Below are 15,297 nucleotides of genomic sequence, written 5' to 3'. Positions count from 1 at the left end.
ATCATGACTCGTTTCAGCTTCGTACTCACGCTGCTCGCCTGCTCACTGCACACCGGCGCGCCGGCGATCGCTCAGGAAGCCACTGATTTCAGTGACTTGAGCTTGCTGATGGGGCCCGTCCAAGAGGGCCTGACGGCCGATCAGGTCGCGGTCTTGGCTGTGACGAACGCTCCCCAGGCGGAGGCGGCGGCCGCAGCGCAGGCCCGGGCAGAGGCGGCCTATCGCGAGGTGCGGGTGGGCCTCTTCCCGCAGCTGGCGCTGCAGGCCAACTACACGCGGCTGTCCGAGGTGGACCTGCCGCCCTTCGACATCGGCGGCACCATCATCGACAACCCGTTCCCGCAGATCCTCAACACGTACCTGCTGCGGGCCTCGCTCTCCATCCCGGTGACCGAGATCTTCCTGACCACGCTCCCCGCCATGCGGGCGGCCGAGCGGGGGCAGGAGGCGGCGCGCTTCCAGACCGAGACGCAGAATCGCCAGCTGGCCATCCAGGGGCGCGAGGCGTTCTACCAGCTGATCCAGGCTCGCGCGCGCGTCATCGTGGCGCAGGACTCGGTGCGCCTGCTGGAGTCGCTCTTGGCCACCACCGAGGCCATGGTCGAGCGCGGCGTGGTGGCCGCCGTGGAGCTGTCCGAGGTGCGCGCGCGGCTGTCGTCGGTGCGTGTTGTGCTGCTGGTGGCCGAGGGCGACGCGGCCATCGCCGAGGTGGCGCTGGTGCAGCGCATCGGCGGCGCTCCAGGAGACCGCGTGGTGATCGGTGAGTCCGTCTTCGAAGAGGCCGCCGCCCTTCCGCCCGCCCTCGATGGTGGGCGCGTGACGCTGGCGCTCGACGCGCGCCCCGAGGCCCAGGCGCTGCGCCTCTTGGTGGAGGTGCGGCGGGCCGAGGCACGCACCACGCTCGGCGCGCAGGTGCCGCAGCTCGCGGTGGTGGGCGCCATCGACTACGCCAACCCCAACCAGCGCATCTTCCCGCAGACGGCCGAGTTCCGTGCCACGTGGAGCGTGGGCGTGAACCTCACCTGGTCACCCAACGCGTTCGCGGCCGCACGTCACCGCGCCGCCGGCATCAACGCTACTGTGGCGGAAGCGGAGGCGCAGCTGCGCAGCCTCGAGCGCGCCGTGACCATCGAGGTCTATCAGGCAGACGCCGCCCTGCGCGCCGCCGCAGCCTCCATGCAGAGCGCGCAAGACGCGGTGGACGCCGCCCGCGAGGCCTACGAGTCGCGCGTGCTGCGCTTCGAAGCGGGCGCCGCCACCTCCAACGAAGTGCTGGACAGCGAGACGGCCGTCCGCCGCGCCCAGGTCGACCTCGTCGACGCCCACCTCGGCTACCGGCTCGCGCGAGCGCGCCTCGACTATGCCCTTGGCCTGACCCCGGAGACACGATGATCCACGCGCCGAACAGCGGAGTCGCCCCGCTCCTCTCGAACCTCCTCTCCCGCAGCGTCAAGAAGCTGGCTCCCGGCGTGCTGAGCGGCACGCTGCTGCTGGTGGCCGGCTGCTCGCAAGAGGGCGCGGCGCAGCTGCCTGCGGTCGAAGCCGAGCGCGCCACGCCGGTCGAGGTGCAGGTGGTCACCGTCACGCGCGGGCCCATCGCGTACATCCCGGAGATCGGCGCGCACCTCTTGCCGCTTCGCGCTGTGGACATCGGCGCCGACGTGACCGCGCGCGTCCAGCGCATCTTCGTGGAAGAGGGCGACACCGTGCGCCGCAACGCGCCGCTCATCCGCCTGGACGCGCGCTACGCCCGGGCGCTGGCCGCCCAGACCGAGGCGATGGCGTCTTCGGCGCAGGTGCAGGCCAGCCAGTACGCGCGCGAGTTCGAGCGCATCCAGCCGCTCGCCGAGCGCGGCGCCATGCCGGTGTCTCAGGCGGACCAGCTGGCCGCCAGCCGCGACGCCGCGCGCGCCTCGGCCGAGGCCTCGCGCTCGGCAGCGGGGGCGGCCGCCGTGTCGCTCGGAAGCTACACCATTCGTGCTCCGTTCGCGGGCGTGGTCGAGTCCATCCCCACCGAGCTGGGCGCCGTGGTCAGCCCGCAGGGCTCGGGCATCCTGCGCCTGCTGGACCTCTCCGAGGTGGACGCGCGCGTCCGCGTGGCCGAGTCGCAGCTGCCGGGCGTCCAAGTGGGCGGCGTGGCCACGGCCGAGCTGCGCTCACTGGGCATCCACATCGAGGGGCGCATCGTGCGCGTGGGCTACGAGCTCGACCCGCTGACGCACACGGCGTCGGTGATGGTGCGCTTCCCCAACGCCGACGGGCGCTTGCGCGCGGGCATGTTCGCCCACGTGAGCTTTCCGCAGGCCGCCCCGGTGGAGGGCCTGGTGCTCCCCGCGACGGGCGTGCGCAGCACCGCCACCGAGTCGTACGTCTACGTGGTGCAGGGCAACGCCGCGCGCCGCGTGGTGGTGCAGGTGCGGCCCATCGATGCGACCAACGTGATGGTGCTCTCGGGCCTCGAGCAGGGCGCTCAGGTCATCGTGCATGCCAGCCAGCCGCTGCGTGAAGACGTGGAGGTGCGCGTGGCGGCAGCCCCCGCGGGTGCAGGTAGCGCGGCGGTTCCGGCCGCCCAGCCAGAGCCCACGCCGACGCCGGAGCCGGAGGCCGCCGAATGAAGATCTCGGACGTCAGCATCGCCCGGCCCGTCTTCACGACGATGGTCATCGGCGCGCTCGTGGTCTTCGGGCTCCTGCTGTACACGCGCCTCAACGTGGACCTCTACCCGGAGGTCGACTTTCCCATCGTGACCGTGACCGTGGTCTACCCCGGCGCCTCGCCCGAGACCATGGAAGAGCAGGTGGCCGATCCGATCGAGGAGGCCGTCAACAGCCTCAGCGGCATCCGCTCGCTGCGCTCCACCAGCGTGGAGGGCGTGGCGCAGGTCTACGTGGAGTTCGAGCTGGGCGTGGACCTCGACGTGGGGGCGCAGGACGTGCGCGACCGCGTGGCCACCGTGGTCCCCGACCTGCCCGACGGTGCCGAGGCGCCCTCGGTGGAGAAGCTCGACCTGGGCGCCGCGCCGATCATGCAGCTCTCGGTGGCGGGCGATGACCAGCGCGCGCTGGCCGACTACGTGGAAGACCGGCTGAAGCCGGACCTCGAGCGCATCGGCGGCGTGGGACAGGTGCGCCTCATCGGCCTTCAAGAGCGCGAGGTCCAGGTCTACGTGGACCTCGGCGCGCTGCAGGGCTACCGCCTGACCGTGCAGGACCTGGTGATGGCGCTGGGCCGTCAGAACATCGAGATCCCCGCGGGTAATTCGGTTCCGGGCGCCAGAACATGGTGCTGCGTACTGACGCGCGCTTCGCCAGTGTGGAGGAGCTGGGCCGCACCACCATCGCCACGGTGCAGGGCATCCCCGTGTCGCTCGCCGAAGTGGCCACCATCGAAGACAGCTTCGAGGAGCGCGCCTCCATCACGCGCCTCGACGGGCGCCCGGCCGTGGCCGTGCAGCTCATCAAGCAGAGCGACGCCAACACCGTCGCGGTGGCCCGCGAGGTGCACGAGCGCATGGCCGAGCTCAACGCCACGGCGCCTGCCGGCATCACCATCCAGATGGTGCAGGACAACTCCACCACGATCGTGGCGTCCATCGAGACCGTGCAGCTCGACCTCGTGCTGGGCGCGCTCCTGGCCATCGTCATCATCTTCATCTTCCTGCGCGACTGGCGCGCCACGCTGATCAGCGCCCTGGCGCTGCCCACCTCGGTCATCGGCACGTTCGCGTTCGTGAAGGTCATGGGCTTCACGCTCAACATGATGACCACGCTCGCGCTCTCGCTCTCCATTGGCATCCTGATCGACGACGCCATCGTGGTCATCGAGAACATCGTGCGGCGGCGCACCGTGCTCAAGGAGACGGCCATGGAGGCGGCGCAGCGTGGCACCGCCGAGATCGGCCTGGCCGTGTTCGCCACCACCATGTCCATCGTGGCGGTGTTCGTGCCGGTGGCCTTCATGGAGGGCATGATCGGCCAGTTCTTCTACGAGTTCGGCCTCACCGTGGCCGTGGCCGTGCTGCTGTCGCTGTTCGTGTCCTTCACGCTCACGCCCATGCTCTCGGCGCGCTTCCTGGGCGATCACCACGGGGCCAGCACCGGGCTCTCGGCCAAGATCGAGGCCGTGCTCGACTGGTTCGACGCGCGCTACCGCGGCGTCATCCGCTTCGCGCTGCGCAACCGCACCATCACCTTCGGCGCGGCGAGCGCCGTGCTGGTGGCCAGCTTCGGCGTGGCCGGCATGCTGGGCTTCGAGTTCATCCCCATGGAGGACAAGTCGCAGTTCCTCGTGCGCATGGAGCTGCCCCCGGGCGCCAGCCTCGAGGCCACGGACGAGGCCGCGGCCCAGGTGGCCAACGCCCTGCGCGAGATCCCCGGCGTCTCGTCCACCTTCGCCACGGTGGGCGGTGGCGCCCAAGAGCAGCGCAACCTGGCGACCGTGCTGGTGCTGCTCGAGCCGCGGGCGGCGCGCGCCTATCACCAGACCGAGATCATGGCCTTCGCACGTGAGCGCTTCGCGGGCTCGACCGAGTTCACTTCGTCGGTGGAGGCGGCCGACGACAATGGATCGGGTGGCCAGCGCAACGCCGAGGTGCAGCTCGACCTGCGCGGCAACGACCTCGAGGAGCTGCAGGCCAGCGCCCAGCGCATCGTCGCGGCTCTGCACGAGCGTGGTGGCTACGTGGACGTGGACACCAGCTTCCGCACCGGCAAGCCCGAGATGCGCGTCGAGGTGCGGCGCGCCGTCATCGACGACCTCGGCATCTCCGCCGACACCGTGGCCAGCACCGCGCGCACGCTCTTCGCCGGCACGGTGGCCACCAGCATCGAGGACGAGTCCAACCAGATCGACGTGCGGGTGCGTCTGCCGGAGTCGGCCCGCAACATCTACACGGCGTCGCACGCCAACATCATCTCGGCGCAGGGCCGGCCCGTGCCCCTGGGCATCCTCGCCGACGTCTCGCTGGTCAGCGGCCCGAGCCGCGTGGACCGCCAGTCGCGTCAGCGGCAAGTCACGGTCTACGCCAACCTCAGCGGCAAGCCCCTCGGCGACGCCATGGCCGAGGTGCAGGCCATCTCGGACGACGTGGTGGGCGAGGGCGTCACGGCGGCCTTCGGCGGCACCGCGCAGATGATGGAGGAGAGCATGGCCAGCATGCTGCTCTCCATCTTCCTGGCCGTGATCTGCGTGTACATGATCCTCGCGGCGCAGTTCGAGAGCTTCCTGCACCCGCTCACCATCATGAGCTCGCTGCCCTTCTCGCTGATCGGGGCGTTCGGCGCGCTGCTCCTCACGGGCAACACCATGACCATCTTCGCCATGATCGGCCTCATCATGCTGTTCGGCCTGGTCACCAAGAACGCCATCTTGCTCATCGACTTCGCCATCCAGCTGCGCGGTGAGGGCCAGTCCATCCCGCTGGCGCTCGAGAACGCGGGCGCCACACGCCTGCGGCCCATCTTGATGACCACGGGCGCCATGATCTTCGGCATGTTGCCGGTGGCCATCGGCCACGGTGACGGTGGCGAGGTGCGCGCGCCCATGGGCATCGTGGTCATCGGCGGCCTGATCACCTCGACGGTGCTCACGCTGGTGGTGGTGCCGGTGCTCTACTCGCTGCTCGAGGGCGGCCGCCTGCGCGTGGCGCGCCTGTTCTCGCGCGCCACCGAGACCCCTCCCACCACGGAAGCGACGGTGAGCTAGCCATGATGCGTCCCACCCGACGAGAGCGTGCCGCCGAGCACACCCGCGAAGACATCCTGGTCGCTGCCGCGCGCGTCTTCGCCCGCAAGGGCTACGCGGCGGCCGGCGTGCAGGAGATCGCCGCCGAGGCAGGCTTCGCGGCCGCCTCGCTCTACAGCTACTTCAAGGGCAAGCGCGCCATCTGGGACGCCCTGCGCGACAAGATCATCGCGGAGTTCGAGGCCCTCATGGAGAAGCCGCTCCCCGCGGGGCTGTCCCTCGAGCAGCGCCTCGAGCTGGTGCTCTCCGAGCAGCTCGGCTGGGCCGAGGGGCGGCGCGACGAGTTCGTGGCCGTCATGAGTCCGCCGCCGGCCGAAGCCAGCGACGGAGAGCCGTCCGCGCAGGACTGTGACCCGGACCTCATCGCGCGCTCCGCCGACTACGTGGCGCGCATCTGCGCCGAGCACCCCGACCACCCCGCGCTACAGGGCCTCACCGAGGAAGAGGCCGGCTACGTGATGTGGGGGCTCAGCAACGCCTACTTCATGCGCTGGATCGCACGCGGCGAGGCGGCCACGCCGCTCAGCCACGAGGCCAGCAAGATCGTGACGCTGTTCTTCCGTGGCTGCGCCGGCCTCAGCGAGCTGGCCAAGGCCTGACCGCAGCGGGGTGAGTCAGGTGCCCTGACGCGCGAGGACGAAGTACCCCATCACGGTGGACTCGTCCTTGTACGCCTTGCCGATGCTCACGTGCTTGGACACGCGCCGCAGGTAGTCGCGGCAGCGGTGGAACACGAAGCGCTGCAGGCCCACCGCGTTGGGCACGATCTCTGGCCAGCCCGTGGGCACCTCGCCTGCGGGACACATGAAGTAGTCCACCACGATGTGGCCGCGCGGGTCCTTGCCGGTCTCGCGCGCCACGAAGTAGCCCGGCCCGATGACGTCGCGCAGCAGGCCTTCGTTGTAGCCGAAGACCGACCCGTCCACGCCGCGCGTGCACGGCTTCTGGAACTTCCGGAACGCCGGCTGGTTGTTCATGCCCTCGTGGATGATGGGGTGCAGCGTGCCGCCCTCGGGCGCCAGGTGGTCCAGCGAGATCACCGGGCTGGCGATGTCGAAGAGCTTCTTCTGGTCGCCGCGCGAGAGCGCCATGGTCTCGGCGGTACGCACGTCCTGCGAGAGGTTGTCCAGGTGCTGGCCGATGCGATCGAGCGAGGCTCCGCTGCGGAGCAGGTCGGTGAAAGTGGTCATGGCGCGCCCATGAGACGCTGTTTCGGGGTCAGCCGCAAGCCTGATCGTGGTAAGAGAACGCCCGAGAAAGACGCGCATGCACGGACTACGCTGCTCCCCTGAAATCGCCGGATTCACCCGCTTGCTGGACGAGTGGGTGGTGGGCCTGACGCGTTACACGGCCGAACCGCGGGGCGTCTTCGCGGACCCAGCCCTCTTCGCGCGCAGCTTCGCCGAGGCCGCCACTCGGGTGCGGGCCTTCGCGTGGGGCGCGGGCGAGGTGCAGCCCACCACCATCACCGATGACGTCACCACGTTCGAGCTCCAGGGCTACGACTACAGCGTGGCCGTGCGGCGCCTGACGGTGGCTTCCCCGGAGCAGCTCGCGGCCGAGGCCGAGGCCTGCATGGTGGCGGCGGCCCTGGCCGCCCCGAGCGTGTCGGACCACCTGCAGGTGGGCGTGGTGCTGGTCAGCGTCGCTTCGGACCCCGGCAGCACGGAAGAGGCAAGGCAGGCTCGCGCCCATGACTATCGCGACGTGACCCGTGGCCTCGCCAGCACGGGCGCGGCGTGGAGCTTCCCCAGCGCCGACGAAGGCCCCGCCTATGCCTACTGCGGGGCTGGCCAGCTCGGCGGCATCCTGCTGGTGCGCCGCCTGCCGCCGGCCTGAGAAGCGTCACGTGCCTCACAGTTGACCCCACGGGGCGGCTGCCGGACTATGGGCCGATGAGGTCCCCCAGCGTGCTCTCGCGGCTCGCCGCGCTGCTCCCCTTGTTGCTCTGCTTGAGCTTCTCCGCGCCGGCCCCCGTGGCCGCCCAGACCGAGGGCGGTGACACGCTCGAGGGTCAGGACGAGGCCGCCATCGCCGAGGCGCGCGAGCGCTATGCGCAGGGCGCAGAGTTCTTCCGGCGGGAGCGCTACTCGGCGGCCATCGCGGAGCTCACCGAGGCCTACCGGCTGTGGCAGAACCCCACCATCCTCTTCGCGCTGGCCCAGGCCTATGAAGGCGACAGTCAGGTGCTCGCCGCCATCGAGACCTACCAGCGCTACTTGGACACCACGCCGGAGAGCGACACGCGGCGTCCGGACGTGGAGAGCCGCATCCGCCTGCTGAACCAGCTCTTGGCCACGCTGCGCATCGCCTCCAACGCGCCGGGCATGGTCTTCATCAACGGCCAGGAGGTGGGGCCTGCTCCCGGCGAGATTCGCGTCCCCACGGGCCGCCATCAGATCGAGGTGCGCGCGGAGGGCTACCGCCCCGAGCGCCAGACGGTCACCATCGCGGCGGGCACGGAGGTCCAGCTGACCTTCACGTTGCGCGAGGAAGAGACGCGCACCGAGATCATCCGCGTGTCCGAGGGGCGGGCGCCCATCCGGCTCCCGCGCTCTGCGTTCATGGTCAGCGCGGGGGTCACCGTGGCGGCGGTGGGGGCCTGGGTAGGCTTGGCCGGCACGGCGGTGCGGCAGGCCAACACGTACAACGACCAGCCGGTGCGCTCGGACGCCGAGCGTCGCGACGCCCAGGCGTGGGGCCGGCGCGCGGACATCATGATGGGCGTGGCCGGCGGCTTGGCCGTGGGCACGCTGGTCATCGGTATCCTCACGGACTGGGACGGTGACGACGACGAGGATGACGGAGGAGATGGAGGCGGCGATGCTGGAGCCACGGGCCCGGCGCCCGAGGCCGACGTTGTCCCGCAGCGCGGCGGCGCGGTGCTCATGCTGGGGTGGCGCCGATGACGTGTTCCAACTCCTTCCTCCGCTCGGCGCTCGTCATCGCCCTGCTAGGGCTGGGCAGCACGGGCTGCAGCGTGCTCGACCTGGTGGACCCCCCCACCTTCGAGCTGAACGACAACGACCGCGCGTGCATCGTGGATGACGACTGCGCGGGCGTGGTCATCGTGAGCGAGCGTGGGTCGCTGCTCGCGAACTCGGATCCGGATCAGACGGGGCCCATGCCCGCGTGCCTCGAGGCGAGCGTCGGATGCAATGCGAACCGCGGCGTCTGCGAGGCCGAGGTCAGGGTGCGCAGTGGGGACGGCGACGAGTTCTTCGACCCGGCGTGCCAGGGCTACGCTTTTCCGCCTTTCGTGGAGGACTGCGACGACAGCGATCCCGCGATCGGGGCGCGCGACTCCGACGGCGATGGTCAGGTCTCCACGCTCTGTGCGCGCGAGCCGGGGAACGATTGCGATGACACCCGGGGCTCGGTGCGCAGCGGTGCCGCCGCCGAGTACTGCGACGGGTTCATCAGCGACTGCGACGCGTGGGTGGACGGGGTGAGTCCAGCGCGTCCCGAGGAGGACCGAGACGGCGACCTGGTGGCGGCCCCCGATGCGGACTGCGATGTGGCGACGGCTGGCGAGGCGGGCCTCACGTTGGTGTTCGCCAAAGACGACTGCGACGACGCCAACCCCTTCGTGTTCGCGGACGCACCCGAGGTCTGCGATGGCGTCATCAATGACTGCGTGACCTCGGGTCCGCGCGCAGGCGAGGACGGCGACGGGGATGGCTTCGGGCTCCCCGACGCCGACTGCGAGGACAGCGACGCGTTCCCGAAGACGGACTGCGACGACACGAACGCCGCGACCTACCCGGGCGCGCCCGAGGTCTGCGATCGCATCACCAACGACTGCAACATGCCCCAGGTGGTGCAGCTCGCAGAGGACCGGGACGGCGACGGTTTCGCTTCGTACGACGCACCCTGCGCGCCGGTCCCATCCCCTACGGGGAGTGCAATGACGGAGGCGACAACGACGTGACCTCGCGCTTCTGCCCCTTCCTCGAGCTGATCCCGAGCCTGGAGGACTCGCTGGCGGGCGCCAACGGGGTGGCCTTCGCCGACTTCAACGGGGATGGTCGCGGCGACATCTTGACCGGCAGCGAGAGCGGCGGAGCCGTGCGCCTCTACAACCAGCTGTCCAGTGGGGGCTTCGCCTCTCCGGCCACGCTCTCCGTGACCGCAGCGGTGCGTGTCCTGCGCACGGGGCCGCTGTTCGACGACCCAGCCTCCACCACAGACGACGCCATCGACGACCTGGTGGTGGTCAACGGCTCCAGCGGGCAGGTCACCGCCGTCTGCAACGGGAGCACGGGAGCCGCAGCCACGTCGGCCGTTCTGCCCACCGTGGTCATGGGTGCGCGCGACGCGGTGGTCGTGCGGGTCAACGCCAGCGCTCACGCGGTGGCCTACATCTCGCCGCTGCAAGGCAACCTGTACCTGGCGGAGACCATCGGGCCCTTTGCGCCCCGCTGCACCTCGCTCGCCTTCGACCCCAACACCCTCGCCATCGGCGCCGTCAGCCCCACCGCCATCACGGGGGGGCGCTTCTTGACCCGCGGGACCGCGGTCGAGGACATCGTCGTCATCACCACCACGGGCGACGCGTTCCTGTTCGCCAACGCGCCGGCGCAGGCCGGCGGCTTCCAGCTGGTGGCGGCACCCATCGCCACCGGCCTCACCGGCGCGCTGAGCGCGACGGCGGGTGACTTCAACGGCGACGGACGCCTGGACGTGGTGGTGGGCACCGCCACCGGCGCGCACTTCATCGAGAACACTGACGGCACCGCCACGGGCTTCGTGGCGAGCGCCATTTCAGGCAGCCCGGTGGACGTGGTCAGCACGTCCGCGAGCGACATCAACCTCGACGGTCGCGACGACTTGATCACGGCGTCTTCCTCGGCCGACAGCGTCGACTGGTGGGAGCGCGTGGGCACGGGGTGGCTGCGCCACTCGCTGGTCTCCGACTTCAACGGGGCCCGCGCGGCCGTCGCGGGCGACGTGGACTCGGATGGCGACCTGGACGTCATCGCGGCCGCATTCCAAGCCGCCACGGTCACTTGGTGGACCACCGAGATCGTCAGCAACGCCACGTTCGTGCGCGCCAACGTGGACCGCGCCTTCGACGGCGCCAGCGTCTCTCTCGCAGCGGACATGAACCAGGACTCCCGGCCGGACATCGTGGGCCTGGGCACGCAGCTGCTCTCCTGGTGGACCGTCGAAGGCACCGCCACGGCCCCGGTCTACACCGAGTCGGAGATCGCGCCCCTCGACGACGGTGCGGCGCTCGCTTCGGGCGACCTGAACCGCGACGGAGTGGTGGACTTGGTGGTGGCCGACGACGACGGCCTGCGCGTCATGCTCAACGACGATGATGGCGACGCGTGGATGACCCTTGCGGGGGCGAACGGCCTCGGCGTCTCGGGCGTGGGCTTGATTGCCCTCGAGCTCGGCGACGTGACCGGTGATGGCTTCGTGGACATCGTGGGGACCACCGCGACGTCGGTGCAGTACTGGGAGAGCTCGGGCGGTGGCGTGCCCACGTTCGTCCACACGGTCGTGGGCGCGCAGGCCAATGCCACTGCGGTCGCGCTGGGTGACGTGAACGGGGACGAGCGCGTCGACATCGTGGTGTCGAATGGCGCGGCGATGGCCACTCCGGGGCTGCAGGTGTTCACCCGCGCGACCCCGAGCGCGGCGTTCGCACCCATGGTCATCCCCGATGCGCCCAGCGCTTCGCACGTGGTGGTGGGTGACCTCGATGGCGACGGCATCGATGAGATCTTCTCGGGCGAGCGGAACTTCGGGGCCCTGGTGGCCTACTGGACCTGGACCGGCTCGGCGTTCGAGCAGCACGTCATCTCCACGGCGTTCCTCTCCACGTGGACGCACCGCCTCGAGCTCGCTGACATGGACTCCGACGGTGACCTCGATCTGGTGGTCGCCTTCGGCGCCTCCGTGGCCGTGCGCTGGTTCGAGAACGTCAACGGCACCGACACGGGCTGGGTCTCGCACTTGGTCACCGCGGTGGGTGCGCGTGCCGAAGGGCTGGCGGCGGCCGACTACGATCAAGACGGCGACACCGACTTGGTCGTGGCGCACGAGGGCGACTCCGAGGTCATCCTCTACAAGAACGATGGCGTTGCGTGGTGGCGTCCAAGCGGTAGATAGGGGCTCGACCGAGCCCCATGCAGGACCCCTCCGACAAGCCGCCGACTCCCGTGCTGGTGGCGCGTGACCCACGCGCCCCGCTGCCAGCGCACGGCCTCGGCACACCGCCCGCCGAGGAGGCCGACGAGGCCGAGGTGCGCGCCGCCATCCAGCTGCTGGAGTGGCTGGACGCCGATCAAGCGCGCGTGATGGCGCTCGATGACGAGCTACGCAAGCGCCTGCTGATGGCGGCGGGCAAGGTGGCGCGGCCTGGACGGGACGACCGCAAGCGCCGCGTCAAAGAGGAGCGTCGTGCGCGCCGCCGCGACAAGCGCGACGCAGACGAGGCCCAGCTCAACGCCACCGGGATTCGGCGCAAACGTGACGAGCCGGTCTACGTGACACCGCGCGCGCCGGCCATGTTGATGGGCTCGGCCGTGGGGGCGCTGCCCGATCCTGACGCCGCCCCAGCCTTCCCACCGGACGGCCCCGACGCGGAGGCCGCCGCTGCGGACGGCCCGCGCGTGCAAGAAGCCCGCGTCTGCTACGTGTGCAAGGCCGAGTACGAGCAGCTGCATCACTTCTACGATCAGCTGTGCCCCGCGTGCGGAGACTTCGGCTTCGCCAAGCGCTCGCAGACCGCCGACCTGCGCGGGCGCGTGGTGCTCATCACCGGAGCGCGCGTGAAGATCGGCTACCAGGCCGCCATCATCCTGCTGCGCGCCGGGGCTCGGGTCATCGTGACCACGCGCTTCCCACGTGACGCCGCGGCGCGCTTCGCCCGCGAAGAAGACTTCGACGACTTCCGCGAGCGCCTCGAGGTCCATGGGCTCGACCTGCGCCACACGCCCAGCGTCGAGATCTTCGCGCAGCACCTGAGCGAGCACCTGCCCACACTGGACTTCATCGTCCACAATGCATGTCAGACCGTGCGCCGTCCGCCTGGGTTCTATGCCCACCTGGTGAGCGGCGAGCGCGAGTCCACGCCGCTCAGCGCGGAGGCCGAGTCGCTGGTGTCTGCCCACGAAGCCTGGAAGCGGGCGGACAGCGCGGACGCCCTGGCCACGCGCGGCGAGGTCCCGCAGCTGCTCGAAGCGGCCGGCATCCACCACGCGGCGGCGCTCACCCAGGTGCCTCTGGTGGCGGGCGACCACGACCGCAGCGCGGCGCTCTTCCCGCCCGACGAGCTCGACAAAGACCTCCAGCAGCGCGACCTGCGCGACCAGAACAGCTGGCGGCTCACGCTGGCCGAGGTGCCCACCGTGGAGCTGTTGGAGGTGCAGCTGGTGAACGCCATCGCGCCCTTCGTGCTCAACGCGCGGCTCAAGGCGCTGATGACGCGCACGCGCACGGGCGACAAGCACATCGTCAACGTGTCGGCCATGGAGGGGCAGTTCTACCGGGCCTTCAAGACCGACAAGCACCCGCACACCAACATGGCCAAGGCCGCGCTCAACATGATGACGCGCACGTCGGCCATCGACTACGTGCGCGACGGCATCCACATGAACAGCGTGGACACCGGCTGGGTGACCGACGAAGACCCGGTGGGGCTCGCCGCCTACAAGCAGGTGGTGCACCGCTTCCACCCGCCGCTCGACATCGTGGACGGCGCCGCCCGCATCGTGGACCCCATCCTGCATGGGGTGAACACGGGCGAGCACGTGTGGGGGCAGTTCCTCAAGGACTACCGTTCCATCCCGTGGTGACCGGCCGATTGAATCCCGGGGGCCCCTCGGGCGTCTCGAACCCATCCCCTTTCGTGCCGAGACCAGGCACACTCCCCGCCAGGAGCCTCTTCGAATGACCCGTCTCAGCGCCCTCCGCAGCCTCTTGGTCCTCTGCCTGCTCGCCGTCCCGGTGGTGGCCTACGCACAGGCCCACACCTTCACCGTGGGCACCGGCAGCCGCATCGGCTTCCGGTCCGTGGCGCCGCTCGAGACCATCAACGGCACCAGCTCGCGCGTCACCGGCAGCATATCGGTGAACCCGGCCAACCTGTCCACGGCCAGCGGGCGCATCGAGGTGCCGGTCAGCTCGCTGCGCACCGGAGAGGACCTGCGCGACGAGCACCTTCACGGCGCGCAGTGGCTCAACGCCGCGAGCTTCCCCACGGCGGTCTTCGAGATCACCGGCGTCGAGGGCGCGAGCTCGCTGACCCCCGACGTGGAGGCCCGGGTCACGGTGGTGGGGCGCTTCACGCTGCACGGTCAGACCCGCAACGTGCGCGCCGAGACCCGCGTGAAGCTCGTCACCAACGACGGGCCGCACTACCTCAGCGCGCGCAGCCGCTTCAACGTCAACCTGCCGGACTACGGCGTCACCGTCCCCGCGGTGGTCCGCGCCAAGGTCAGCGACACCATCAACGTGACCATCACGCTGCGCGCCAACGCCAGCTGAGTTGGTAACGTGTTGTGGGCACCCACCGCTTAAGCGGTGGGCAGCAGACCAGGTGGCTGATGGACATAAAGTCCCCCGCCTTTCGGCGGCGGACTACGTGGCTACCAGCAGGGTTTGCCTACCCTGGGTACTCCGACACTGCGTCCCGCCACCCTTGGTAGAACACACCCTGTTGTCGATCACGTAGTCCGCCCAAGGGCGGACTTTCTGCATGTCCAGGCCTGGTCTGCTGCCCCCGGCTTCCAGCCGGGGGTGCCCATGGTGCCTTGCCGCAGTGCGAATCGGCTGCCAGCAAGATGTGTCGAATCCTCAGGCTCGAGCCGAGGGTGCCCATCAACGGCCCGTCGCCAAGCGATCATGATCGCCTGAGACGCGGTACTAGAACGCGCCCCGCTCCAGCTCGAACAGGACCACGCCCGAGCCGCGCGGGACGAACACCCCGCCGCCCACGCTGTGGAAGTGCTTGGCCAGCTGCTCCGTGTACCAGTCGGGCGACCGCAGGTGGACGTTGCCGTCCGTGATCTCTTGCGAGACGTTCTGCTCCCAGTCGGTGGTGGTGAGCGCCTCGAGGTAGAGGGCCCCCTCGGTGACACGCGCGAGCGTCTTGATGGCGGCGCGCGCTTCCCGGGCAGGCAGGTACTGCAGCACGCCCTGGCAAATGACCAGGTCGGCCGGCTCGCCGTCGTAGTCCGCGATGGAGCTCTGCACCCACTCGTACTCGGCGCAGAGGTAGTCGCTGACCTCCACGCCCGTGTAGTCGATGCTGTTGTCGATGCGCTCGAGGGCGGTGCGCCAGCGGCCCACCCCGCAGCCCAGGTCGAGCGCGGTCTCCACGGTGACGCCAAGGTACTCTAGGTACGAGCACACGAAGCGCGCCAGCGTGAGCGTCTCCTCGGCCGAGCTGACCGCGGTGCTCTCGTCCAGGTAGTGGCGCGCGTAGTACTCGGCGTCGAAGCGCCGGTGGTCGGAGGGCCCCAGCGCCGCCGGCGCCGCCTTGGCTTTGCCCTTCGCGCCACGGGCGCTGTCGCGCCGCTCTCGCTCACCCTTGCGCGGCAT

Annotated in this window: 12 protein-coding genes; 10 read left to right on the top strand and 2 right to left on the bottom strand. The window is 70.2% G+C overall.

Going from position 1 to position 15,297, the window contains the following annotated elements; translation table 11 throughout:
- Window positions 1-3: 3 nt before the first annotated feature.
- From IPI43_06285 to IPI43_06270, 4 genes are all read left to right on the top strand, one after another.
- Window positions 4-1,392: a TolC family protein gene (locus tag IPI43_06285; GenBank protein MBK7773732.1), complete on the top strand. Its 1,389-nt coding sequence runs from the start codon at window positions 4-6 to the stop codon at window positions 1,390-1,392.
- Window positions 1,389-2,615, top strand: coding sequence for an efflux RND transporter periplasmic adaptor subunit (locus tag IPI43_06280; protein ID MBK7773731.1), 1,227 nt, complete (start codon window positions 1,389-1,391; stop codon window positions 2,613-2,615). Before IPI43_06285 ends, IPI43_06280 begins: the two co-directional genes overlap by 4 nt.
- Window positions 2,616-3,279: 664 nt before the next feature.
- Complete coding sequence (locus IPI43_06275) at window positions 3,280-5,703, top strand: efflux RND transporter permease subunit (GenBank protein MBK7773730.1); 2,424 nt, start codon at window positions 3,280-3,282, stop codon at window positions 5,701-5,703.
- Window positions 5,704-5,705: 2 nt separating this feature from the next.
- Window positions 5,706-6,341, top strand: a complete 636-nt coding sequence (locus tag IPI43_06270) for a TetR/AcrR family transcriptional regulator (protein ID MBK7773729.1) — start codon at window positions 5,706-5,708, stop codon at window positions 6,339-6,341.
- Window positions 6,342-6,356: 15 nt separating this feature from the next.
- Here IPI43_06270 and IPI43_06265 read toward each other — a convergent pair whose 3' ends face one another.
- On the bottom strand, window positions 6,357-6,932 hold the full coding sequence (locus tag IPI43_06265; protein ID MBK7773728.1) for a hypothetical protein: 576 nt from the start codon (window positions 6,930-6,932) through the stop codon (window positions 6,357-6,359).
- Window positions 6,933-7,008: 76 nt separating this feature from the next.
- On the opposite strand from IPI43_06265, the gene IPI43_06260 reads away from it, so the two are divergent.
- The 6 genes from IPI43_06260 (at window position 7,009) to IPI43_06235 (ending at window position 14,241) form a co-directional block, all read left to right on the top strand.
- Window positions 7,009-7,581: a hypothetical protein gene (locus IPI43_06260; GenBank protein ID MBK7773727.1), complete on the top strand. Its 573-nt coding sequence runs from the start codon at window positions 7,009-7,011 to the stop codon at window positions 7,579-7,581.
- 56 nt (window positions 7,582-7,637) lie between these two features.
- On the top strand, window positions 7,638-8,651 hold the full coding sequence (locus IPI43_06255) for a PEGA domain-containing protein (protein ID MBK7773726.1): 1,014 nt from the start codon (window positions 7,638-7,640) through the stop codon (window positions 8,649-8,651).
- Window positions 8,648-9,673, top strand: a complete 1,026-nt coding sequence (locus tag IPI43_06250; GenBank protein ID MBK7773725.1) for a putative metal-binding motif-containing protein — start codon at window positions 8,648-8,650, stop codon at window positions 9,671-9,673. Before IPI43_06255 ends, IPI43_06250 begins: the two co-directional genes overlap by 4 nt.
- Window positions 9,670-11,862, top strand: coding sequence for a VCBS repeat-containing protein (locus IPI43_06245; protein MBK7773724.1), 2,193 nt, complete (start codon window positions 9,670-9,672; stop codon window positions 11,860-11,862). The genes IPI43_06250 and IPI43_06245 overlap by 4 nt, the downstream gene beginning before the upstream one ends.
- A 17-nt stretch (window positions 11,863-11,879) precedes the next feature.
- Window positions 11,880-13,550 (top strand): SDR family oxidoreductase, encoded by a 1,671-nt coding sequence (locus IPI43_06240; protein ID MBK7773723.1) that lies wholly within the window; start codon window positions 11,880-11,882, stop codon window positions 13,548-13,550.
- A 94-nt stretch (window positions 13,551-13,644) separates the two neighbouring features.
- Entirely contained in the window at window positions 13,645-14,241 is a 597-nt protein-coding gene (locus IPI43_06235; GenBank protein ID MBK7773722.1) for a YceI family protein, read from the top strand.
- Between the two features lie 378 nt (window positions 14,242-14,619).
- On the opposite strand, the gene IPI43_06230 is transcribed toward IPI43_06235, so the two are convergent.
- On the bottom strand, window positions 14,620-15,297 hold the full coding sequence (locus IPI43_06230) for a class I SAM-dependent methyltransferase (GenBank protein MBK7773721.1): 678 nt from the start codon (window positions 15,295-15,297) through the stop codon (window positions 14,620-14,622).

It is taken from the genome of Sandaracinaceae bacterium, assembly GCA_016706685.1.
Classification (GTDB): domain Bacteria; phylum Myxococcota_A; class Polyangia; order Polyangiales; family Houyiibacteriaceae; genus JADJJE01.
The sequence above is the reverse complement of the archived record's forward strand: the minus strand, read 5'-3'. Positions and strand labels throughout refer to the sequence as shown.

Excerpts from the sequence above, each read along its gene's own strand:
- IPI43_06285 (MBK7773732.1), top strand. The coding sequence starts at position 4 with ATGACTCGTTTCAGCTTCGTACTCACGCTGCTCGCCTGCTCACTGCAC.
- IPI43_06280 (MBK7773731.1), top strand. The coding sequence starts at position 1,389 with ATGATCCACGCGCCGAACAGCGGAGTCGCCCCGCTCCTCTCGAACCTC.
- IPI43_06275 (MBK7773730.1), top strand. The coding sequence starts at position 3,280 with ATGGTGCTGCGTACTGACGCGCGCTTCGCCAGTGTGGAGGAGCTGGGC.
- IPI43_06270 (MBK7773729.1), top strand. The coding sequence starts at position 5,706 with ATGATGCGTCCCACCCGACGAGAGCGTGCCGCCGAGCACACCCGCGAA.
- IPI43_06265 (MBK7773728.1), bottom strand. The coding sequence starts at position 6,932 with ATGACCACTTTCACCGACCTGCTCCGCAGCGGAGCCTCGCTCGATCGC.
- IPI43_06260 (MBK7773727.1), top strand. The coding sequence starts at position 7,009 with ATGCACGGACTACGCTGCTCCCCTGAAATCGCCGGATTCACCCGCTTG.
- IPI43_06255 (MBK7773726.1), top strand. The coding sequence starts at position 7,638 with ATGAGGTCCCCCAGCGTGCTCTCGCGGCTCGCCGCGCTGCTCCCCTTG.
- IPI43_06250 (MBK7773725.1), top strand. The coding sequence starts at position 8,648 with ATGACGTGTTCCAACTCCTTCCTCCGCTCGGCGCTCGTCATCGCCCTG.
- IPI43_06240 (MBK7773723.1), top strand. The coding sequence starts at position 11,880 with ATGCAGGACCCCTCCGACAAGCCGCCGACTCCCGTGCTGGTGGCGCGT.
- IPI43_06235 (MBK7773722.1), top strand. The coding sequence starts at position 13,645 with ATGACCCGTCTCAGCGCCCTCCGCAGCCTCTTGGTCCTCTGCCTGCTC.
- IPI43_06230 (MBK7773721.1), bottom strand. The coding sequence starts at position 15,297 with ATGCCGCGCAAGGGTGAGCGAGAGCGGCGCGACAGCGCCCGTGGCGCG.